The 22,016-nt window shown below is 62.1% G+C and carries 18 protein-coding genes and 1 pseudogene; 5 read left to right on the plus strand and 14 right to left on the minus strand.

Features of this window, described 5'->3' with window-relative positions:
* Window positions 1-244: 244 nt before the first annotated feature.
* A complete protein-coding gene (locus HT585_RS25920; RefSeq protein ID WP_176355669.1) occupies window positions 245-667 on the minus strand; it encodes a DMT family transporter in 423 nt (140 codons plus the stop codon).
* Window positions 664-1,149, minus strand: a complete 486-nt coding sequence (locus HT585_RS25925; RefSeq protein WP_176355670.1) for a DMT family transporter — start codon at window positions 1,147-1,149, stop codon at window positions 664-666. The genes HT585_RS25920 and HT585_RS25925 overlap by 4 nt, the downstream gene beginning before the upstream one ends.
* A 99-nt stretch (window positions 1,150-1,248) precedes the next feature.
* On the opposite strand from HT585_RS25925, the gene HT585_RS25930 reads away from it, so the two are divergent.
* Complete coding sequence (locus HT585_RS25930; RefSeq protein ID WP_176355671.1) at window positions 1,249-1,398, plus strand: hypothetical protein; 150 nt, start codon at window positions 1,249-1,251, stop codon at window positions 1,396-1,398.
* A gap of 58 nt (window positions 1,399-1,456) precedes the next feature.
* On the opposite strand, the gene HT585_RS25935 is transcribed toward HT585_RS25930, so the two are convergent.
* Complete coding sequence (locus HT585_RS25935; protein ID WP_176355672.1) at window positions 1,457-2,881, minus strand: coniferyl aldehyde dehydrogenase; 1,425 nt, start codon at window positions 2,879-2,881, stop codon at window positions 1,457-1,459.
* The gene (locus HT585_RS25940; protein WP_176355673.1) at window positions 2,871-3,587 is read right to left on the minus strand and encodes a lysoplasmalogenase; all 717 of its coding nucleotides are present in this window, start codon (window positions 3,585-3,587) and stop codon (window positions 2,871-2,873) included. The genes HT585_RS25935 and HT585_RS25940 overlap by 11 nt, the downstream gene beginning before the upstream one ends.
* Window positions 3,588-3,726: 139 nt before the next feature.
* Here HT585_RS25940 and HT585_RS25945 point away from each other — a divergent pair, with 139 nt between their 5' ends.
* Window positions 3,727-4,086, plus strand: coding sequence for a Rid family hydrolase (locus tag HT585_RS25945; RefSeq protein WP_210270561.1), 360 nt, complete (start codon window positions 3,727-3,729; stop codon window positions 4,084-4,086).
* A 23-nt stretch (window positions 4,087-4,109) separates the two neighbouring features.
* On the opposite strand, the gene HT585_RS25950 is transcribed toward HT585_RS25945, so the two are convergent.
* The 3 genes from HT585_RS25950 to HT585_RS25960 all read right to left on the minus strand — a co-directional run bounded on the left by HT585_RS25950 (window position 4,110) and on the right by HT585_RS25960 (window position 7,795).
* On the minus strand, window positions 4,110-5,006 hold the full coding sequence (locus HT585_RS25950) for a methylenetetrahydrofolate reductase (protein ID WP_210270562.1): 897 nt from the start codon (window positions 5,004-5,006) through the stop codon (window positions 4,110-4,112).
* Between the two features lie 292 nt (window positions 5,007-5,298).
* Window positions 5,299-5,445: a DUF1127 domain-containing protein gene (locus HT585_RS25955; RefSeq protein ID WP_176355675.1), complete on the minus strand. Its 147-nt coding sequence runs from the start codon at window positions 5,443-5,445 to the stop codon at window positions 5,299-5,301.
* Window positions 5,446-5,746: 301 nt separating this feature from the next.
* The gene (locus tag HT585_RS25960) at window positions 5,747-7,795 is read right to left on the minus strand and encodes a bifunctional aldolase/short-chain dehydrogenase (RefSeq protein WP_176355676.1); all 2,049 of its coding nucleotides are present in this window, start codon (window positions 7,793-7,795) and stop codon (window positions 5,747-5,749) included.
* Window positions 7,796-8,260: 465 nt separating this feature from the next.
* Between HT585_RS25960 and HT585_RS25965 the strand changes: the two genes are divergently transcribed.
* On the plus strand, window positions 8,261-9,241 hold the full coding sequence (locus HT585_RS25965) for a sugar-binding transcriptional regulator (protein WP_246707943.1): 981 nt from the start codon (window positions 8,261-8,263) through the stop codon (window positions 9,239-9,241).
* A 61-nt stretch (window positions 9,242-9,302) separates the two neighbouring features.
* On the opposite strand, the gene HT585_RS25970 is transcribed toward HT585_RS25965, so the two are convergent.
* The 5 genes from HT585_RS25970 to HT585_RS25990 form a co-directional block, all read right to left on the minus strand.
* A complete protein-coding gene (locus HT585_RS25970) occupies window positions 9,303-10,250 on the minus strand; it encodes a carbohydrate kinase family protein (RefSeq protein ID WP_176355677.1) in 948 nt (315 codons plus the stop codon).
* Between the two features lie 50 nt (window positions 10,251-10,300).
* Complete coding sequence (locus tag HT585_RS25975) at window positions 10,301-11,335, minus strand: ABC transporter permease (RefSeq protein ID WP_176355678.1); 1,035 nt, start codon at window positions 11,333-11,335, stop codon at window positions 10,301-10,303.
* Entirely contained in the window at window positions 11,332-12,918 is a 1,587-nt protein-coding gene (locus HT585_RS25980) for a sugar ABC transporter ATP-binding protein (RefSeq protein WP_176355679.1), read from the minus strand. Before HT585_RS25980 ends, HT585_RS25975 begins: the two co-directional genes overlap by 4 nt.
* Before the next feature lie 199 nt (window positions 12,919-13,117).
* The gene (locus tag HT585_RS25985; protein ID WP_176355680.1) at window positions 13,118-14,119 is read right to left on the minus strand and encodes a substrate-binding domain-containing protein; all 1,002 of its coding nucleotides are present in this window, start codon (window positions 14,117-14,119) and stop codon (window positions 13,118-13,120) included.
* A 79-nt stretch (window positions 14,120-14,198) separates the two neighbouring features.
* The gene (locus HT585_RS25990; RefSeq protein ID WP_246707953.1) at window positions 14,199-15,128 is read right to left on the minus strand and encodes an ABC transporter permease; all 930 of its coding nucleotides are present in this window, start codon (window positions 15,126-15,128) and stop codon (window positions 14,199-14,201) included.
* A gap of 623 nt (window positions 15,129-15,751) precedes the next feature.
* Between HT585_RS25990 and HT585_RS25995 the strand changes: the two genes are divergently transcribed.
* Complete coding sequence (locus HT585_RS25995; RefSeq protein WP_176355682.1) at window positions 15,752-18,313, plus strand: GcvT family protein; 2,562 nt, start codon at window positions 15,752-15,754, stop codon at window positions 18,311-18,313.
* 89 nt (window positions 18,314-18,402) lie between these two features.
* Here HT585_RS25995 and HT585_RS26000 read toward each other — a convergent pair whose 3' ends face one another.
* Window positions 18,403-19,332, minus strand: a complete 930-nt coding sequence (locus tag HT585_RS26000) for an aldo/keto reductase (RefSeq protein WP_176355683.1) — start codon at window positions 19,330-19,332, stop codon at window positions 18,403-18,405.
* A gap of 532 nt (window positions 19,333-19,864) precedes the next feature.
* A pseudogene (locus HT585_RS26005) lies at window positions 19,865-19,990 on the minus strand (LysR family transcriptional regulator); the annotation flags it as partial.
* A 241-nt stretch (window positions 19,991-20,231) separates the two neighbouring features.
* Here HT585_RS26005 and HT585_RS26010 point away from each other — a divergent pair.
* On the plus strand, window positions 20,232-21,836 hold the full coding sequence (locus tag HT585_RS26010; RefSeq protein WP_176355685.1) for a GMC family oxidoreductase: 1,605 nt from the start codon (window positions 20,232-20,234) through the stop codon (window positions 21,834-21,836).
* The last annotated feature ends 180 nt before the right edge of the window (window positions 21,837-22,016 follow it).

Genomic DNA, 22,016 nt, shown 5'->3' on the forward strand with positions numbered 1-22,016 from the left:
GCCGTACGCGACAGGGCTGTACGCCTTATTGAGGCCACGAAATCGGTGGCACCATCGGCTTCGGCGGACCTTGGGTCTATTGCCTTGCGCAGGGATCGAACGAGGGCCTGCGCAAGGCATGGTCGGCAAAGCGGCTGTCGCCCGTGCCCATCAGCAAACCGCACCCTTTAGCAACAATGACGACGGAGGCGGCGGTGGTTATCCATTGACGCGGCGATAGCGTTTGCCTGCGCCCGTCGCCTGTTCAACGGCGTCGCTGGGTCAGCGCCATACCAGCAAGGATCAGGGCGACGCCGAGCACGCTGGCAAGAAGCCCTGCAGAAACACCCTGCAACAAATCAAGCGCCACGCCCGAGACCATCTGCCCTCCGATCACCAGCAGCGCGGTATTGACGGCACCGATGCGCGCGATGAGCCAGCTGCCGGCAGCGACGAAGACCACACCGATCGAGCCGCCGAGATAGGCATGCCATGGGGCATCTGCGGCCCCCGTGGGAATGAGGCCGCCGATCGATAGGCCGAGAATGCTCAAGGCGCCGAAGCCGACGAGATGGTTCCAGAAAGACGCGATCAGCGGCGAAGTCGAGAGGCTGAGCCGGCCATTGACCTGTCGGCTGACACCGACCAGAACGCCGGCGAGGCAGGCAAAAAGGATCGGAAGGGTCATCCGTTGCCCCTGCCGAAGAGGATGATGAGCGCGCTGCCGGCAAGGATCAGGACCATGGCCGCCAGATCGCGGCGATCCGGACGACGCATCGGCAGGCCGAAGAGTCCCCAGCGATCCGCCACGATACTGAAGATCACCTGGCCTGCCAGCCCCAGGGCAAGCGTGCCGGACAATGCAAGCGGCGAATTGACTGCAAACGACGTCAGCATGACGGTGATGGCGCCGGAAATCCCGCCAAGATAGGCCCACAGCGGCGCATTCGGTTTCGCCCCCACCTTTCGCGCGCGCCAGGGATAGAGGACAGCGAGCAACAGAAGGGCCGCCACTGTCCCCGTGCCATGCGCCGCCCAGGACGAGAACAATGCGTTGCCGTAGCGCGCCAATTCACCGTTGAAATGAACCATCAGCGTCAGGAGCCCGCCCGTGCCGAAGGCGGCCAGCAGGTGCAACGGATTCAGCCGAGGTGCGGAGGGAGTGGTCATGAATGGGTGCTCGCAACAGAATCGATCATTCGGCAGTCATCAATCGCCGTTCGCATTTCCTAGAGGTTCGGGAGCGCGATTGACAGCTTTCGATTGCTTTTGCCCGCCACTTTCGCCGGCGACAAGACCATCGACAGCGCAAGCTTCGACCTGTCGATCGACAACGTGACTGGCGTCAACGCGCTGACATTGGGCGTGATGCCGTCGCCGGGCGGAACCGTCCGGGCGACGGTGACGGCGAAATTCTAGTGTGACAGTCGCTGCCAGGACTGATCGACAGAGGCACCCGGACCTGCCCCACGCAGCGTCACCGCCCGGGAATCCAGGTGATGAAGCGAACAAGCTTGTCCGTCAGCCCCTTGTAGGGTGGTGAGATCAGGTCACTCGGGGCGGGATCATATTTCCTCAGCACCGGCATCGACTTGGAGAATGTCAGGAACCCTTCCCGACCGTGATAATGGCCCATGCCGCTCGCGCCGACACCGCCGAACGGCATGTCGTTGCAGGCAAACTGGTAGAGCGTGTCGTTGATGCAGACGCCGCCCGCGACGATGCGGGCGAGGACCGCCTCGATCTCGGCCTCATCCGCGCTGAAGCAATAGAGCGCCAGCGGCCGGTCGCGGCCGAGCACAAAGCCGATCGCCTCGTCCCAGGTGCGATAGCTGATCACCGGCAGGATCGGCCCGAAGATCTCCTCGCGCATGACCGCGCTGTCTTGAGGGGGATCTAGGACCACGGTCGGTTCCATCAGGCGAACGCGCGACGGCGAAGTCTGTTTCATTTCCAGAAGCGGAATGAGCGCGTGCCCGCGTGCCCGGGCATCGCTTACGAGGCCGGCGAGACGGTCGTGCTGGGCGTCGTTGATGATCGAGGTATAATCCTGATAACCGTTGCCTGACCCGTAGCGCTCACCGAGCTGCTGCTTCAGCAGGCTGACAAACGCATCGCGCTTGCTTTCATGGATCAGGACATAGTCCGGCGCGATGCAGGTTTGGCCGGCGTTGAAGAACTTGCCTGTCGCGATGCGGTCCGCCGCCCGCTGCAATTCCGCGGTCTCGCCGACGATGGCGGGGGATTTCCCGCCAAGCTCCAGTGTGACCGGGGTCAGATTTTGCGCGGCAGCCGCCATCACCTTGCGACCAACGGCGGTCGAGCCGGTGAAGAACAGGTGGTCGAGCGGCAGGGCCGAAAACGCGGCGGAGAGGTCGGCATCGCCGAGCACCACCGTCGCGCGCGTATCGGGGAAAACATCGGCGATCAGCCTGCGCAAGAATTCCGACGTGCGCGGCGTATGTTCCGACGGCTTGAGCAACACATGGTTGCCGGCACCGATCGCCGCGACCAAGGGCGCCAGCGCCAGATTGACCGGATAGTTCCACGGCGAAATGATGCCGACGACACCGAGCGGTACGAACCGGATGTGCGCCTTTGCCGGCCAGAGCTTCCACCCAGCCGCCCGGCGCTCGGGCTTCATCCAGGCCTTGAGCCTTGCTAGCGTATGATCGATCTCCGAAAGCACGACGCTGCCCTCGCCAAGCAGCGTCTCATGGACGGAACGATGGCCGAAATCGGCGCTGACCGCCTTCGACATCTCATCCAGGCGTTCGCGGAAGAGACGGCGCAGGCGCTTCAGATCGTCCCGGCGCTGCTCGTAAGGTGGGCGTTGATCAAGCCAGGCAGCGCGCAGGCGCTCGAAGCTCTGCTTCAGCTGAGGCGGATGGCTATCGTGCATGCGTTTTGCCTTCGGTCGAACGGGCGAAGAGCCATTGTGCGGTGTAATAGGTGCCGAGTACCCAGATGGCATTATAGGGGATGTTCCAGCGGAACCGGCCGTAGGCGAGCAGCGTATCGCTGACCATGAAGAAGAGGCCGCCAAGCGCCGCTGCTCGAGTAGCGGATTTCCGCGGCGCGCCGACAGCAACCTGCCTGTCACGGGAAATTGCCTGTGCGGCCATCGCCGCCAGCGCCAGCGCGTAGATCACGACGGGAACGCGCATGCCCGCCGGCAAGGACGACCACAATCCGGCAATGACGACAAAGCCGATGACGGCGAAGAGGGCGAATACTCCCTTATCCGCAGCAAAGCGGCTGTCCCGGGTGAGCGCCCAGATATAGGCGCAGTGGGTCAGGAGAAAGCAGACGAGGCCGCCGAGAAAATAGTCGCCCGGCAACATCAGAAAGAAATCGCCGGCCGCCGCAAAGGCCAGCCCGATGACGACCGCCATGCCATAGGCACCAGACGATGAGCCGATGTTGCGGAGGACGGCGACGAGTAAAAGAAGCGTCGCCATCGGCTTCGTGAGGTAGTGCAGCCATCGCCAGCCTGAATCATCGCTACCAGCCATAAGACTGCCGCCAATTGCGAGAACCGCGCAAACGGCAAACAGAGCATAGAGCCATGCGTTGTTTCGCGCGCCCAAACTGATGCTTTGTTCCATGCCTGCCCCTCGTTGTCAGCGAGACATGCCCGCCCCGATTGCTCGCCAACGACCGCCATCGCCAATCCACAACCGCTCATTCGGAGGACTGTAATCAAGCACGAAAGATTGTCCATAGCTGAACAAATAAAGACCAGACATGCGCCCTCACATGAAGTCCGAGCAGCCGCCACCCGTCTGCCTCGATGACGAAATGCGATTGCGAGTAGGATTTCGTCTCGAACTTCGCCGGGTCTTTACGCTGATCGCGCGATTGCTCGATGCGTGTGACGCGCGCATCGAGGACGTTGTCGAGCTCCAGATGTTTCATGTGTTCGGGAGCGGCCGCTTAGCCCTGGACAAGGCCGGCCAACTGGCCACCATCGCCGCGGTGCGGGACGAGTTCTTTGCCGCGCCCTATCGGGCTGCCGTCGAACTTGCCGTTGCCGAACTCAACCCCGATGGTGGCCTCCTCGAGATCAAGGCGACGGCATTCGCGCCTCTGGCTATGTCCGGTTGACGGGCTTCCCGGCCCGCCAATGACTATCGGCAATCGCCGATGACATGTGCGCGTTCGGTCATCTTTCTGCCAGCGGCGCCGGTCGCCCATGCGACCGTCTCGCCAATGCCGCCGAAGGGGTAGAGATGCAGCAGGACCGTGCCGAGATCGCGCCCCCTCATCCCGTCTTCGAGCCGGGTCATGAAGCGATCCGGCCCTACTTTGTTGACGAGATTGGCCAGGGAGAACCCATACTTCCCGACGATCCCCGCTGACGAGGCCACACCGAATTGTGCGGCAAACCGCAACAGCCGCTTGACGTCGGCAGGCCCAGGCACTCCGATGCGGATCGGCACATCGATACCGCGCGCCCTGACCTGCGCGATCCAATCGACGATTGCGTCCGCGTCGAAGCCGAATTGCGTCGTGATCTCCATGGTGCAGCCATGGGCTTTCAAAAGCCCGATCTTCTGCTCCAGGGCTTCCCAAAGGCGCGCGCGCTCGATCCGCGGATGTCCTTCTGGGTAGCCGGCGATCACGACATGGACAATGCCATGGTCTGCGATGATGCCGCCGGCAATCAGATCGAGTGAATCCTTGTAGGGACCGGCGGGCGACGACGGATCGCCGCCTACGAACATGAAACGGGTGGGACGCGCAGCACCGATCAGGCCGGCGAGCAGCTCGTCCCGGTCCTCGACCGATCTCAGCCGCCGGGACGAAATGATAGGGACGGGTTCGAACCCCCATTGCCGGATACGTGCCGCTGCCTCGATGCGCTGCGCATGGGTCTCGTTTCCGAGGAAGGCGATGTTGATGGGCGTGCCGGCAGGAATCGCGGATCTCGCAGCTTCGATTTGTCCGATATCCTTGCCGGTAATCTCCAGCGAATAGTTGCGAAACAGCGCAGTCTCCAAATCGTGTCTTGCAAACGCAGTCATGGACATCCTTTGCCGGCGCGGCGGCACACGAGTTGCCCAGAGCCGGACGGCGCATTTCTTTCGCCCGGGCGCCAATCCCTCAGGCATGCGCCGACGAACTTTACATCGAGCCGTGACGATTGAACGACTGTCATGCGGTCGGCAGAGATCTATCCGATGGCGGCTGCAGCGTCGACGCGCCAAGCGTCGCAGGCTCTCCGAACCTCGACAGCAAGAACGGCAAGTCGGAATCAAAGCGCCCGCTCGTTTCCAAGCAGGCGCATCATGAAATTTTCAATGGTCTCAGGCGCGATTAGCGGCCGTAGGCGCCCCGGGCGATCGCCGGGATGTCGGCGCGCTCGATGCCGAGGTCGCGCAATTCGCGCGTGGACATGCGGCCCAGTTCGGAGACCGTCTGCCGGTACTTGCGCCAGTTGTTGAAAGAGCGTGCTACGTTCATGATGATCCCCTTTCCTTGGGCTTTCGAAGCCTAGCTGCCAGTCCTTGGCGCTTCGTTCGCTTCGATGAGGGGAATATAGTCGACGGCCCTCGCGAGCAGTAGCGCCAAGACCTCAGCCCACCCCTGCAACCCGCGCATGGATCATTGTTCCCCAGGGTACTGCAGCGGTCGGAAAGCTGAGCCAGACAGAACGACCATGGTGATCGACCGCCCGTTGCGAGCGGATTTTACCCAGCCCGGCAAGGTTGGACCTACCGGGCTGGGCGCTGTCATGCTTGGTCGAATGTCCGATGCCTTGAACTCAGCGCATCATTGCGCCGACATTGCCGCCGTCGACGGTCAGGACCGCGCCGGTGCTGGTGCGCGCCTTGGCCAGGTGGACGAAAGCGGCAGCAACGTCACGGGCCGTCACCTCCCGTCGGACCAGGTTTCCGCGCATGTAGCTTTCCGGCGAAATGCCGCGGGCTTGGCTGCGTTCCTCGATCATCTGATCCGTCATCAGGCCGGTGCGGATGCGGTCCGCATTGACCGCGTTCGACGTGATGCCGTCGGCACCGTGTTCGACCGCGTACTGGCGCATCAGAGCCATCAGCGCGGCCTTCGACGTTCCATAAGGACCGAAGTCGGGGCCGGGATTGACCGCCTGCTTCGAGACGTTGAACACCAGCGCACCGCCGGTCTTCTGCGCTTTCATAATCCGGACCGCGGCGCGGGCGATATAATGATGCCCCCAGAAATTGAGCGCGAAGGCCTTCTGGAAGACCTCCTCCGATACGTCTAGAAGAGCGCCCTGGAAGGCGGCACCGGCATTCGAGATGACGATATCGATGCCGCCGAAATGCCTTGCCACGTCGGCGAGGGCCGCGTCGACTGCCTCCGGCTTGGTCACGTCGCAGACAAGGCCGATACCGCCGAGCCGTGCGGATTCCTTCTTCAGCGCATCCTCCGCAAGATCGAGCAGCGCGATCTCGGCGCCCTCGGCGTGCAGCGCCTCGGCAATCGCCAGCCCGAGACCACCGGCACCGCCGGTGATCACAGCAACCTGCCGGCTCAGCGGCTTCTCCGCCTGCTTCGTCAGCTTCACCTGTTCCAGCGACCAGTATTCGATGTCGAAGAGATCCTCCTCCGACAGCGCCTCGAAGCTCTCGATACCCTCGGCATTGCGGATGACGGCGATCGTCGCCTCGGCAACGTCGGCACCGACGCGGGCGGCTTTCTTCGTCGGGCCGGCGGCAAAGAGGCCGACGCCCGCGACATAGAAGACACGCGGCATCGGATCGAGCATGCGCTTGATGCCGCCGACGCGGGCGTTGTTGCGCTCGAAATAGACGCGATACTCTTCATTGTAGGCGGCGACGGCTTCCCGCACCTTGTCGGCCCAAGCCGTCATGTCGCCAGCGACAGGTGCTGGCAGCGCCACGCCGAAGCGCTTGATATGGATGACATGCTCGGGGGTCGCATTGCCGCGATGGACCAGATCGGCAACATTCTCGGTATTGCAGAAGTCGAGAACCTCGGGGCCGGAGCGATGCTCAAGCACGAAGCGGCGCGGGCTGCCTTCGACGCCGCTGTCGATCGCGATAGCGCCACGCAGAACCGGCGCAATCTGGGCTGCCGTCGCCAGCGAACCCGTCTGCTCGACTGTTTTGAACGGTCGGGGGTTGCCACGGGCGATGCGACGCTCGGCCTTGTCGATGGCGGCGATCATCTTTTCGTAGGACTCACGCGGATCTTCCGACCAGGTGAAGATCCCGTGCTTCAGGAGGATCATGCCGTCGGCGCCCGGATTGGCGCGGAATGCCTCGTCGCAGGCCTTGGCGAGATCGAAGCCGGGCATGACGTAGGGAACGATGATGGAATAGGGGAACAGTTCGCGCACCAGATCCTCGCCATGCGGCTGGTTGGTCAGCGACACGATGGCGTTGGCGTGCGTGTGGTCGATGTGCCGGAACGGCAGATTGGCGTGCAGGATCGCTTCGACCGAAGGGTTCGGTGCTGCGGGATCGAGCAGCAGCCGGCGCTGCAGCATTACCATGTCGTCGTCGCTGAGCGTCGGAAACTTGACCATGGCCTGAAGCGGCTCCAGCCTGACGGCAGGCAGGCCCGCGGGCTCGATCGTACCCATGTCCCAGCCGCTACCCTTGACGCACAGAACGGCGACCTCAGAACCGTCCATCTCGGTAAACGTGGTCTTGACCGAGGTGTTGCCGCCGCCGTGCAGCACCAGTTCCGGGTCCGAGCCGAGCAGGCGGGTCGTGTAGGTGCGGATCGCAAGGTCCCGATTGATGCCGGCGTTGACATAGGTGTCGACCACACGGGCGAATTCGGTTTCTGACCATCTGGATTTCATCAAAGGCTCCTGTCTTCCCGCGCTTTTCAGCGTTTCCTGTTGGGTTTGAAAATCAAGTCCTGTCACCGGCTGCACTCGATCGGACTGCGCGCAAGTCGAACGACCGTTCTGCGCGTGCCGCGATGCGCCTGGGCGGCCTATCCGCCAGCGGCCCTTAGGCGAAGCTTCGCTTCTGCGTCACCCGTCCGGGGCTGAACGCACCGGAGACTGCAATCGACGCCGCTAGTGAGCTGCAGCGGGTTTGCGGAAGCGAAAAAGGCTGGACGCAGCGCTCTGCCGACTGGTTCGTTTCCAACCCGCTTGTGCGCGCCTATAGTCGTCCATTGCATCTCGGCGTCTCCCAAAACCTTCGCTGAGACAATTGCCACCATGTGGTGTCATCTGTCAACACGCATGGCAAATTTGTTTGACGGCGGACACTTTTTCCGCTTCAGGAGAAACCATGACATTCCAGGGGAGCAGGCGATGATGGATACGGCACGGGGAAACCGGGCAGTCGGCGACGGCATAGTGTTGCCCGCTGAATTCGACGACGGCGTCGTCTGGGCCGCCTGGCTCTATTATGTCGACCAGCTCACCCAGAGCGAAATCGCCAAGATGCTCGGCGTGTCGCGGGCCACAATCGTCAACTATCTTCAGGAGGCCCGCGAGCGCGGGCTGGTCAATATTCGGCTCAACACCGAAGTCGGCTTCCGCACCGGCATTGCGCGACGCCTGAAGGACAAGTTTGGCCTCGAGGGGGCATTGGTCATTCCGGCCGTCGACAACAGCGACCTGGTGCAGCGTCTCGGTGAAGCCGGAGCGCGCCTGCTTGCCGATATGGTGCAGCCGGGCGACACGATCGGCGTTGCTTGGGGGCGCACGGTGCTGGCGGTTGCCGACAGCATCTCGCTGCCCGAGCCGGTGGAGGGATTGACGGTCGTGCAGGTCTCCGGAAGTTCGATCGCCAATCCGGACTTCGCGCCGGAATTCTGCACCTCGCTGATGTCGCGCCGCATCCACGCCCGCTGTATCAACCTGCTTGCTCCGGCCCTGCTGTCGACACCTGAGCTGAAGCAGGCGCTTCTGGCCGAACAGGTGCTGGTCAAGCAGTTCGAGCTCATCCATTCCTCGAACATCATCCTGTTCGGCGTCGGCGACATCGGGCCCGAGACCCTGATCCGTTCGGCCAACATCACCGGCCAGGAAGACATCGATGCCTACCAGGCCGGCGGCGCAGTCGGGGTACTGATCTGCCGCTTCATCGACGCCGAAGGACGGCCGGTGCGCGGCGATCTCGACAACCGCATGGTCGGCATCGAGCTCAACGAACTGAGCCAGGTGCCGCGGCGCCTGTGTGTTGCCGGTGGCGCCAGCAAGCTGACGGCGATCCGGGCGACGCTGAAAGGCGGCTATGCCACGCACCTGGTCACCGACATCGCCACGGCAGAGTTGCTGCTCCAGTAACAGCGCCGCAGCCCGGATCAAGCCGGGCATCGGCTGAGGTTTCTTCAGCACAAGCCGCGTGTCAGCTGGCCTTCACGCGCGCATTGTTCATGAAGTCCCAGGTCGCCTCGAACGAGGTGATCCCGGCATCCGAACCGAGGCCAGTCGCGACAAGTGCCGCCGACGCCTGGGCAAACTTCAATGCGGTCTCCGTCTCCATGCGGTGGTGCAGCCCGGCGATGAAGCCGGCGTTGAAGGCATCGCCGCAGCCGGTGGTGTCGACCACGTCGATCTCGAAAGCCGGCAGACGCAGGCTCTTGCCATCGGCATCGAGGAAGCAGACGCCGTCGCCGCCGAGCGTGAAGATGCAATGCTTGACGCCGAGATCGGCAAAGAAGCGGCCGGCATCTTCGGCGGTCTTCTGACCGGAGATCAGCATGGCTTCTTCAACCGAAGGCATGAAGTAGTCGATAAAGGGGAAGAGCGGCCGGATCAAAGACAGCGTGTTCTCGTTGGCCCCCAGCAGGTCGAAGGTCGTGGTCCGACCGAAGCGCTTGGCCTCCTCCAGCAGAACGCGGCTCGGTTCGCCGTCGAGGCGATCGAGCAACCCCGTGCCGCCAAGATGGACGATCGGCGGCGCCAGAACGCGCTCACGCGCGTCGGCCGGGATTTCAAAGTATCCAGAGGCGCCTCGCACGTGCAGCGCTGGACGCTCGCCGTTGCGACGGATGTTGAGAATGCTCGCGGATGTCGGGACGCCGGCAATGCGCTGCATCTCCGAGCGGTCGACCCCAAAACGGTCTAGCGTGGCGAGCACGAAGTCCGCCTTCTCGTCATCCCCGACCGCGCCGACAGCCAGGCAGTTCAGCCCGAGCTTGGCCAGGTCGACCACCGTGCCGCCAGCCGTGCCGGCAACGGTCAGGCGGATCTCGTCGATGAATTCGACATTGCCGCCGGACGGGATCCGGTCCACCGGCCGGCCGAGAATATCAAGAATATACAAACCGATTACAGATACATCGTGCGCCATGCACTTAAACCTTCCCTACTGAATTCGTGACCGCAGCTAGCAGTCTTTGTTTAGCCTCTTGCACGAAGCGAAAAGACCGTGCCGGCGAGAACGATGAAGACGCCGATAATGGCGAGCTGCCAGGTGCTCGGAATGCCGACGAGGATGAGAACGTTGCTGACCAGCGTGATCAGCACGACGCCGAGCAGCGTCCCGATCACACTGCCCGAGCCGCCGGTGATGCGCGCACCGCCGAGAACGACCGCGGCAATGATCTCGAGCTCGGTACCGGCAAGATCGAACGGATTGGCAAGTCGGTTGCTGGCGACATGCATGATCCCGGCAATGCCGGCGAGCAGGCCCGCATAGGCAAAGACAAAGATATGCACTGTGCGCAGATTGTAGCCGAGACGTTCGGCGATGCCGGGATTGCCGCCGACGGCATAAACAGCACGTCCGATCAGCGTCCGCTCGAGGATCCACCAGGTCACCACGGCCGCGACCGCCAGCACCAGCACGAAGGCCGGCAGCACCGAGATCGAACCGTTGGCGCCCTGATGGGTGAAAAGCGCCAGCTTGCCGAACGCCTCCATCGAGCTCGGAATGTTCATGAACAAGGCGGTGCCGACGAAGGTGAGCAGGAAGCTGCGGATGACATATTGCGTGCCGATCGTCACGATCAGCGACGGCGCGCGCAACGTGTGCACAAGCAGACCGTTGAGTGCGCCGAAGCAGGCTCCGCCCGCAGCCGCCACCAGCAGGATCACCGGCATCGGCAGTCCCGGCAGCAGGTTGGTGACCAGCATCGTCACCGTGTACATGACGAAGGCGGCAATGGCGGTGAAGGAAACGTCGATACCGCCCGACGCCAGCACCACCAGAACCCCGAGCGCAAAGAGCCCGCGCACGACGGAAGCGCGCAGGATATCGAACAGGTTCGACACCTGCCAGAAGTCGGTATTGATTGTCCCAACCACCAGGCAGACGAGCACGATCAGCGAGAAGGTGACGACCGGCGGATGGCGCAGCAGCCAGCGCCAGGCCGAGCCCGGCGAAACCTTGCCGTTGTCATCGGGAGTGGCCCCGTTGAATGTCGTGTCTGTCATTGCGGGGTCCTCGCAGTCGTCTCTTCTACCAGGGCGCGGTAGAGCGCCTCTTCCTTGAGCGTTTCGGCCTCGAAGGTTTCGACCACCTCGCCCTTGCGCATCACCATGATCCGGTCGCAGTTCTGCAGCAGTTCGAGCAGGTCGTCGCTGATAATGATGACGCCCATGCCCTCGTCCGCGAGGCGCTGGATAATCCGGTAGATCGTATCCTTGGATCCGACATCGACGCCAACGGTCGGGCCGTGCAGCACCAGAAGCTTCGGATTGATGGTCAGCCAACGGCCGATGAGAACGCGCTGCTGGTTGCCGCCCGAGAGCGATTGCACCGGGTTGGCGACATCGGGTGTGACCACCTGCAGGTCTGCGACCGAGCGTTTTGCCAGCTCGCGACTGCGACGACCATCGAGGATGCCGAAGGCGCCGCGCAGGCGGTCGAGCACCGGCACGACAATGTTCTCCTCGATCGGCTTTTCAAGAAAAAGACCTTCGGAAAGCCGATCCTCGGGCACATAGCCTATGCCGGCATCAATGGCGTCCGCGGGTTTGCGCGGTGTCACATCCTTGCCATCGAGGCGGATGCGGCCCGCATCGGCTGGCACGACGCCGGCGATGGCGCGCGCAAGCTCGTTGCGGCCGGAATCCAGAAGGCCGGTGATGCCGACGATCTCGCCGCGACGCATGGAGAAGGAGACGTTGGCAAAGGCACCCTTCAGCGACAGGGCATCAACGGACAGCAGATCGTCACCGAACTTCGGCGCTGAGCGATAGCGCGCCTCATCCAGCACCTTGCCGGTCATCCAGAAGCCGAGTTCGGCCTTGGTGTGATCGGCGATATCGCACTCGGCGACCTTCTGGCCGTCGCGCATGATGACGGCACGGCCGCCGATCTCCTTGCACTCGTCAAGCTTGTGGGTGACGAACAACACGGCGACGCCCTTGGCGCGCAACCGCGTGACGATGCCGATCAGGTTGTCGACCTCGTGTTTCGTCAGCGCCGTCGTGGGCTCATCCATGATGACGAGGCGCGCGTCGGAGGCGATGGCGCGCGCGATGGCGATGAGCTGGCGCGTCGCCATGGGCAATTCGTCGGTGCGCGTCGAAAGAAAGGCGCGGCTCGTCGGCAGGTTTACGGCGGCAAGCGCCCGCTCCGCCGTCTGGCGCATCTGCGTGAGATCAAGCCGCCGGGCAAGCTTGCCGGAGGCGGCGACCAGTTGCTGCGTCAGGCCGACATTTTCGGCGACGGACAGGTTGGGCAGCAGCGAAAAATCCTGGTAGACGGTCTCGATGCCGGCCGCGAGCGCTGCAACTGGTGTCAAGTGGCCGACCGGCTTGCCGTCGATGAGCAGTTCGCCGCCATCGGCAGGCTGCGCACCGGAAATGATCTTGATGAGCGTGCTCTTGCCGCAGCCGTTCTCGCCCATCAGGTGATAGATCTGCCCGGGCTCGATCGACAGGCTGACGCCCTTCAGCGCGCGAACGCCACCGAAGCTTTTCTGGATGTTGCGAATTTCCAGATAGGGAATTGTGGCTGTCGCGATCTCGCCGCCTTGAGGCGGCGCGCCGGCTTCGTGCTTGAGCTGCATGGCACTGTCCTGACCAAAAAGAACGAGGCCTGCGGCACCATCTCCTCGCATCGCAATCGACCGATCGAGAATATAGGCAGCAGGTTTGAAGCGTTACAGCGCCCAGGCGCATCCGATTTGACGCATGGCGCTATAGCGGCATTCGACTGGACATGCCGGGCTCACGATCGAGCCCGGCATCGCTATCATCTCGACCCGATCAGAACGGGTACTTGGCGTAGTTCGACTTGTCGACGTCGACCCAGGCCTGGCCAACGACGATCACGCCTTCGCCAGCGCCCTTCTTGACGGTGACCTTCTCGTAGCCGGGAACGCCGAGATCCATGCCGTCCTTGAGCTCTTCGCCCTTCAGAACCATGTCAGCGACCTTGTTCATGACGTAGCCGGCATCCTTCGGATCCCAGAAGCTGATGCCGTCGACGGCGTCCGATTCCAGATAGGAGCCGGTGTCCTTCGGCAGGCCGATGCCGAAGACGCAGGTCTTGTCCTGCAGGCCGGCTTCTTCGACGGCACGGCCGATGCCGATGACGTCGATCGCAGAGCCGCCCTGGAAACCCTTGATGTCGGGGTATTTGCGCAGAATCTCACGGGCCTTTTCATAGGCGCGGTTGGCATCGTTGAAGGATTCGTTCTTCTCCGAGACCAGTTCCATCTCCGGGTACTTCTTGGCGTTTTCCGAACCGCCATCGGCCCACTGCACGTGCGTCAGGCTGCCGAGCGAACCGACGAAGGAGGTCCACTTGCCGGACTTGCCCATGCACTCGGCAATCTTTTCATTGAACCGTGCGCCAAACACCTTGTTGTCGAAGGCTTCGATGTCGACGAGCGTGTTCTTCATGTTGTCGGCTTCATGGGTGATGACCTTGATGCCGCGCTGGCTGGCGCGCTTAAGCACGCCCTCGAGAGCGGACGCGTCCATCGGTACGACGGCGATCGCGGCGACCTTCTTCGCCACCAGATCCTCGATCAGGCGCCCCTGCTGGGCAGCGTCCGCCTTGCCCGGGCCAACCTGGCTGGTGGCGACACCAGGGTTTTCCTTGCCATAGGCGTCGACGCCCTCATTCATGCGGGTGAACCAGTTTTCGCCCGTGACCTTCACCACCGTGACGATGCTGGGCTTTTCCTCGGCAATGGCGGCCGTGGTTGCAGTCAGTGCTGCAAGCGCGACGGCGCAGGCAGCGAATTTACGAATGGCAAGCATGCATTCCTCCCAAAGAACCTTCGAATTTTGACAGATCGACCGGCGTGCGAAGGGGTCTCGCCGGCCCTGGAACTTGAGGTCAGCCGCGCAACGCCCTGATCCAAGCCTTGGCGTCGAAACCGGATGCCGCGAGAAAGACGAGCAGCAGCACGCCCCAGGCGAGGTCGCGGAAGAAGTTGGAGATGTCCATGAAGTTGAACAGGCTCGACAGGATCTGCAGCGACGTCGCCGAAAGAACGACGCAGATCACCCGGCCATAACCACCCTCCGGGCGAACACCCGCCATAACAGCGATGAGGATGGCGATCAGCACGTAGGAATTGCCGTAGTCCCACTTCACGCTCGAGGTCCGCGCGGCAATCACGATACCGGCGACCGAAGCGAGTACGCCACAGGCGGTATAGGTCAGAAACAGGATGCGCTTTTCCGCAATGCCGGCGTAACGCGCGGCCTTGGCATTGTTGCCGAGCAGCAGCAGCCTCAGACCGAACGGGCTGTAGCGCAGCACGCCGCCGAGGATAAGCGCAATCAGCAGGAAGAGCGCGAAACACAGCGGCACGCCCAGAACCGGCGTGTTGCCGAAGGCATCGAGCGGTTCGATGTAGCCGAGACCGAGTGCGGAGCCGTTGGTGAAGGCGATCGCAAGGCCGGTAAAGAACAGCTGCGTGCCGAGCGTCGCGATGATCGGCGTCAATCCGGCGCTGGAGATCAGGAAGCCGTTCAGCATTCCGCCGGCGAGACCGACCAGCAGCGCAATGCCGGCAAAGCTCCAGCTGAACAGGAGTGGCGCATCGTCAGGCGAAACCGTGTCGCGCAACACGAGATAGGCGACGACACCCGACAGGTTGGCAAGCGCGATGCCGGAGAGATCGATGCCGCCATTGCCGGAGATCATCGCCAGCATCACGCCGAGTGCCAGAAGGCCGAGCTCGGGGACTTGGCCGGCCATAGATTGCAGATTGTAGATATCGAGGAAGCTGGCACCGACCAAAACGCCGCCCGCCACCATCACGGCGACGTTGACGACGGCCAAAAATGCCAACTGACGATCAACCCGAAATTCCAAAGCGCGCCCTCCGTCGTGGTCGTTCGCAAGCCAGCGCGACCACGGCTCCCAGCGCGCTTCAGGGCACGCTCCGTGACCGCGCCCCGGGACCTCTTTCGAGTTCGGATGCCGCGACGGCCGACCCAACACGGTCGGCGATGACATTTGCCAAAGACTGTTGTGTATTGTCAACAGCAATCTGGCGCCACCTCCCTATTTGTCTGAAAAGTTTGGAATTTCCCCAACAGAAACACTGCTTCCATATCGCCATTTCTGAACGAAGCGGGAGTTTGGACCGACTTGGAACCGGTCCCGGCCCTTTCCGAAGGGCAAGTCTTCAAGCGTTGCCGAACGACCGACAACCTGGGCGATCCGTCCGGCGGCAGTGCTGCGTCACGGCTGCCGACGAGGAAATCCCTGCATGTGAAGTGATGCGCCCTTGTCGCCGACGGACAGGTGATAGAGAAATCCTGTTTGCAGCGTGCAGGCTCTGGTCGTGCAGCACGATAATTATGTCGTAGACAGGCTCTAGTCGCAGCGCCGCAAATCCTAAAATCCGGCTTCAGTTTCAATCAGGGTCGCAATCAATGGCAGAGTTTCCGCAAAAGGCGAAGGTCGTAATCATCGGGCTGGGTGGCATCGTTGGTGCCTCGATCGCGCATCACCTGATCGAGCGCGGCTGGGACGACATCGTCGGCATCGACAAATCCGGCATCCCGACCGATATCGGCTCGACGGCGCACGCGTCGGACTTCTGCTACACCACCAGCCACGATTATCTTTCGGTCTGGACGACGCAGTATTCGATCGATTTCTTCGAGAAGATGGGGCACTACGCCCGCATCGGCGGCCTGGAAGTCGTACGCACCGGCGACGATGTCTGGATGGAAGAAATCAAGCGCAAGCTTTCCTCGGCCAAAGCCTTCGGGACCCGCGCACACTATGTCTCACCGGCTGAAATCAAGGCGATGTTCCCGCTGATCGAGGAAGATCAGGTCATGGGCGGCATGTTCGACCCGGATGCCGGCCTCGTCATCCCGCGCTCGCAGACGGTTGCAGGCAAGCTGGTCGATGCGGCGGAGAAATCCGGCAAGCTGCAGATCTTCGGCAACACACCGGCAACGTCACTCATCGTCGAGAACGGCCGCATCAAGGGCGTCGTAACCCATCGCGGAACGATCATGGCCGACCATGTTGTCGTCTGCGCCGGTATCTGGGGCCGTCTGATCGCCGAAATGGTGGGAGAGGATCTGCCGGTCATGCCGGTCGACCATCCGCTCACCTTCTTCGGCCCGTACAACGAATTCGAAGGCACCGGCAAGGAAATCGGCTTCCCGCTGCTGCGCGACCAGGGCAACTCCGCCTATATGCGCGACACCGGCGACCCGAAGACCACCGAAGGCGGCCAGATCGAGTGGGGCTATTACGAGACCACCAACCCGCGTCTCTGCCATCCCCGCAACATTCTTGAAAAGCACGAGGCGCGCCTGTCGCCCTCGCAGCGCGACCTCGATATGGAACAGATCATCGAGCCGCTCGAGCGCGCCATGGAACTCACACCGATCCTCGGCGAACTCGGCTACAATGAAGGCCATTCCTTCAACGGACTCCTGCAGGTGTCGGCCGCCGGCGGCCCGTCCTGCGGCGAGAGCCAGAAAGTGCGCGGCCTCTGGTACTGCGTCGCCATCTGGGTGAAGGACGGCCCCGGTTACGGCAAGCTGATCGCCGACTGGATGACCGACGGGCGCACCGAGATCGACCACGCCTCGATCGACTATTCCCGCTTCTACCCGCACCAGCTCGAGGAAAAGTTCATCGAGGGACGGTGCTTCGAGGCGGCGCAGAAGATCTACTATCCCGCTGTGCACACGCGCGAGCCCTATGCCAGCGGCCGGAACGTCAAGCGCTCGCCCTTCTATGAGCGTGAGAAGGAGCTCGGCGGCTACTTCATGGAACTCGGCGGCTGGGAGCGCGCGCACGGCTACGCTGCCAACGAGCACCTGCTAGAAAAATACGGCGACCGCGTTCCCGTGCGCGAGAACGAGTGGGACAGCCGCCATTTCTGGCGCGTTTCCAACGCCGAACATCTGGCGATGAGCGAGGATTGCGGCATCGTCAACCTCTCGCACTTCCACATGGTCGACATTGCCGGGCCTGACCATGTCGAGCTTCTCGAGTGGCTTTGCGCCGCCAAGATCGGCGGCGACGGCAATATCGGCAAGGGCATCTACACCCACTTCCTCGATGACGAAGGCATGGTGCGGGCCGACTTCACCGTCTTCCGCATGGCCGATCGCTGCCGTCTCGTGAACGGCGCCGATGCCGGCCCGCGCGACTTCCAGTACATGCGCCGCGTCGCCGAAGACCGCGGCCTTAACGTTACCATCACCGACGTTTCGGAGAAATTCATCACCATCGGCATCTGGGGGCCCAATGCCCGCGAAACGCTGAAGAAGGTGGTTGCCGATCCGGCGGGCCTCGATATCGAGAACTTCGCTTTCGCCGCGATCAAGCCGATCGAGATCGCCGGAAGACAAGTCACCGCCTTCCGCATCTCCTATGTCGGCGAGCAGGGCTGGGAGTTGCACATGAAGTATGAGGACGGCCTTGCCGTCTGGGATGCGCTGCGCTCAACCGGCGTCATGGCCTTCGGCGTCGAAACCTATGCCAACTCGCGCCGCATGGAAAAGAGCCTGCGGCTGCAGAACGCCGATCTTCTCACCCAGTACAACCTCATCGAGGCGGACCTGGCGCGTCCGAAGGTGAAGGACGTGGACTTCCGCGGCAAGGCCAAGCATCTTGAATACAAGGCCCGCGAGCACCAGCCGGCCATGCTCTGCACGCTCATCCTCACGGAGAACACCGACAAGAACGGCGTACAACGCTACCCGGTTGGCAGCCTGCCGGTCATGGACCCGGAAACCGGCGCGGTGCTGGTCGACGAACTCGGCCGCCGCTCCTACACCACCTCGATCGCCTTTGGGCCGACGATCGGCAAGAACATCGCGCTTGCCTATCTGCCCTGGTCCCACTGCCAGGTCGGCCGCAAGCTGAACGTCGAATACTTCGCCGAAACCTATCCGGTCGAAGTCGCCAGCGTCGGCTACAAGCCGCTCTACGATCCGGAGAACTTGAAGCCCCGCAGCTGATCGACTGCGCGCGACGCGAAGCATCAAAAGCAAAAGGCCGGCTCACATCGAGCGGGCCTTTTGTCTTTGTGGCTACGTCGAAGCAGAAATCAGGGCAGCACATGCCCCGCCGAGGTGAAGAGGCGGTACCAATCCTCGCGCGACAGCGTGATATCCGCGCCGGGGGCGATGTCGGCCAGTCGCTCGGGGCTGGTCGTTCCGAGCACCACCTGAATGTTGGCCGGATGACGGGCAATCCAGGCATAGGCGATCGCCGATGGCGACACCGCGTACTTGCCGGAGAGTTCGTCGAGCACCCGGTTGAGGTCCGCGAAGTTCTCATCGTCACCGAGGAAGACGCCGCCAAAGAAGCCCTGCTGGAAGGGCGACCAGGCCTGCAAGGTCATACGGTTGATGCGCGAATAGACAACGACCTCGCCGTCGCGGTCGATCGACTGCTCCAGCCCAGCCATGTTGGCGGCAATGCCGAAGGCAACCGACGGGGCGTGCGCAATGCTGAGCTGGATCTGGTTGGCGACGAGCGGCTGACGAATGGCGGTCTTCAGCAGATCGATCTGCCGCGGCGTATGGTTCGAAACGCCGAAATGCCGGACCTTACCCGCAGCCTGCAGCCGGTTGAAAGCGTCGGCGACTTCCTCCGGCTCCACCAGCGCATCCGGACGATGTAGCAGAAGGACGTCGAGATAGTCAGTCTTCAGCGCTGTAAGCGAGTGATCGACGGACTGGAGGATATGATCACGGGAGAAGTCGAAATAACCGCGCCGGATCCCGCATTTGCTCTGGATGACGATCTGTTCGCGCTCAGCAGGCTTCAACTGGAGAGCATCGCCGAAGCGGCGCTCGCAGGCATGCAACTCGCCGCCGTAGATATCGGCGTGATCGAAGACGTTGATACCCACGTCGCGCGCCTTGCCATAGAGCCGGGAAATGGCGTCATCACTGAGGTCAGCGATCCGCATCAGGCCGAGAACCGCAGATGAAACCGAGAGATCGGTTGTTCCCAGGCTGAATGTTCTCATCGGTCTACGCTAGCCTCATCAATGTCGTTTCGAAGGAGGATTTTCGCCCGCAGTCGCAAACAGCCTGCGATAGCGAATCTTGATCCTCAATTTCTACCAGCCCGAAGGCGCTTGGCAAACGTCGATCCATTGTCGACGTTCGCAAAGCGGATCATGATGTCGAGCAACGCGCCGGTTAGCCCGCCAGCTTTGCTGCCCCATCGTCGTGGGAGTCGACGGGGTTTTTCCGCTCCCACCTCTTCCGACCCAAGAAGACAGCAAGCCGATAGCGCTCTGCGGTGCAATCTGTGTTGCGCGTTTTGCCTGGTTGCGGGCCGTATGGATATCGACGTCTTCGCCGCACCTTGAGGCGCATAGCCGCAGCGACGAAGTGGGCGGTGATCGGCGTGTAGCACATGAGCAGGAGGTCGGCGTCAGCCACCTCGCGCATCAGCCTCGACGCCGCGCGCCTGAAGCCCGGCATCGATTTCCGGGCATTTGATTTCAAGATCCGTCCGGCCGGCTTTCACGCCTGCCGAGCCAGCCTTCAATCCCGGATGTGCTGCAAGACGGCGGACGGCGTGACATTCGGCTTGGCCCCGGCTCCGGCAAAACTGCCGAGCCGCGCGGCGGCTTCAAAGGCCCGAAGCCGGTTCAGCGGCAGGTGAGCGGAAACCATGACACCCTTAGTTTTTCAGCGAAGGGCCGCTAGTCCTTTTGATCGGGTGACGAGCAAAATTCATCATACTTTTGGCGAAGTTGTCCTGCGGATAGTGAAACACTAGCGTGCTGCGACAAGTTGGCGCCTCCATCTTCTATCCGCTAGCGATCGCGCCAAGACTGATCCGCAGTGCCACAAGAGGACGGAAGGGTGATTGCGACGGCGGCCAAGAGGGCGCTGTTCAAAAGCGGGGGGGCAGATGTTTGCGGACTTCGAGATCTTTCAACAGGCGTTCGACGTGTGTGTCGGGGGCGCTGGCCCGGTCGGTATTGCCGCCGCGCTGGAATTGAGCAGGCGCGGCATGCGAACGCTGCTTATCGAAGCCGGGTCGAAGCGATCGAAACGACCCCAACGAAACGATACAGGCTTCGACATAGAAGACGATATCTATCACGCTGCGGACCGACATACTTCGGCCACCGGACTTGGCGGCACGTCCGAACGATGGGGTGGGCAATGCGTTGAGCTGGATGATATAGACTTCGAAGCAAGAGATTATGTAGCACACTCCGGTTGGCCTATTGCTCACGAAAAGATTTCGCCTTTTTATCAGCGGGCGCGGGCTCTTTTGAGCAGCAATGTCGCCGGCGAGCGATCGGAGCCGGAACCGGAACCGGAGACTGATTTCCCATCATCCCGTGAAAGCTGGACACGTATACGCAACACAGCGAAGGCCAACAGCGCCGAGCTCGCTTCTTCGAAGAACCTCTTCGTGGCCCTGGACGCGAGGATCAAAGCTCTGGCTTTCGATCCGGTTGAGGCGCGAGTACATTCCATGTCGATTGCCTGCCGCGGTGGTTCGTACAAGGTGTGCGCCGACCAATATGTGCTGGCCTGTGGCGGCAGAGGTAATACCCGGCTCCTGCTGAACCTCCAGCTGGCGTTTCCGCAATTGTTCGGCGGAACCGATGGGCCGCTCGGGCGCTTCTACATGGGACATCTCGCTGGACAGATCGCGCAGATCGAATTCGCCACCAAAGAGCATGCAGAAAGGTATCTTTTTAAGCGCACATCCACCGGAACCTTCGTGTGTAACCGGTTTCAACCCGCCCCCCAGTTGCAACGGGCACTCGAACTGCCGAACATCGCTTTTTGGCCGACGAACCGGAGGGCCGCTGTCGGCGAGGCCGACGCGGCGCTCTCGCTGCTATATCTCTGGAACAGTCGGAAGTCCTTCGTCCACAAGGCGACATGGGGCGAAGCCGACCGATTCCGTTACAATAATGCGCTGCATAATGTATTGCGCAATCCCCTTAGCGCGACCTCTTCGGCGCTGGGGCTGCTTCGCCAAAAATTCAGCTTGGCCGAACCATATGTTCTGCTGCGCAGGCCGGACATGAAATACGGCCTTCGCTACCATGGCGAGCAACTTCCAAGCAGTTCAAGCCGCGCCTTCCTCAAGCCAGAGCAAGATGCGGACGGCCAGTTCAAGCTCGACGTCTCATTCCGATATCTGCCTCAGGATTTTCGCGGGACGCTCCAAGCACATTTCGCCTTGGATCGCTGGCTCAAGGAGCGCAAGATAGGCAAGCTGATATTCGACGCAGCCCCCGAAAACCTCGAAGAGCATATCGCCGCGCAAGCCAAAGACGGCTACCATCAGATCGGGTTGACCAGGATGGGCGTGGACCGCAACCACGCCATCGTCAACCACAACTGTCGCGTCATCGACATCGCTAACCTCCATATCGCCGGTAGCTCCGTTTTCGCTACGTCCGGACAAGCGAACCCCACGCTTCCCGCCGTCGCCTTGGCCATCAGACTCGCCGAACATCTCGCCAGCGAGGCCCGCCATCAAATCTGAGTCAGCACGCAAGGTTCGTGTTTTCCTGGCCTTTGTTTCGGGCACACATTCGGGTTAGCGTTGTCTGATTAAGCCCGAACGCGAAAAAGCCCGCCGACGTTATGGTCTGGCGGGCTATTTTTATGATTTGGTTGCGGGGGCAGGATTTGAACCTGCGGCCTTCAGGTTATGAGCCTGACG

Source organism: Ensifer oleiphilus (genome assembly GCF_013371465.1).
GTDB classification, from domain to species: Bacteria; Pseudomonadota; Alphaproteobacteria; order Rhizobiales; family Rhizobiaceae; genus Ensifer; species Ensifer oleiphilus.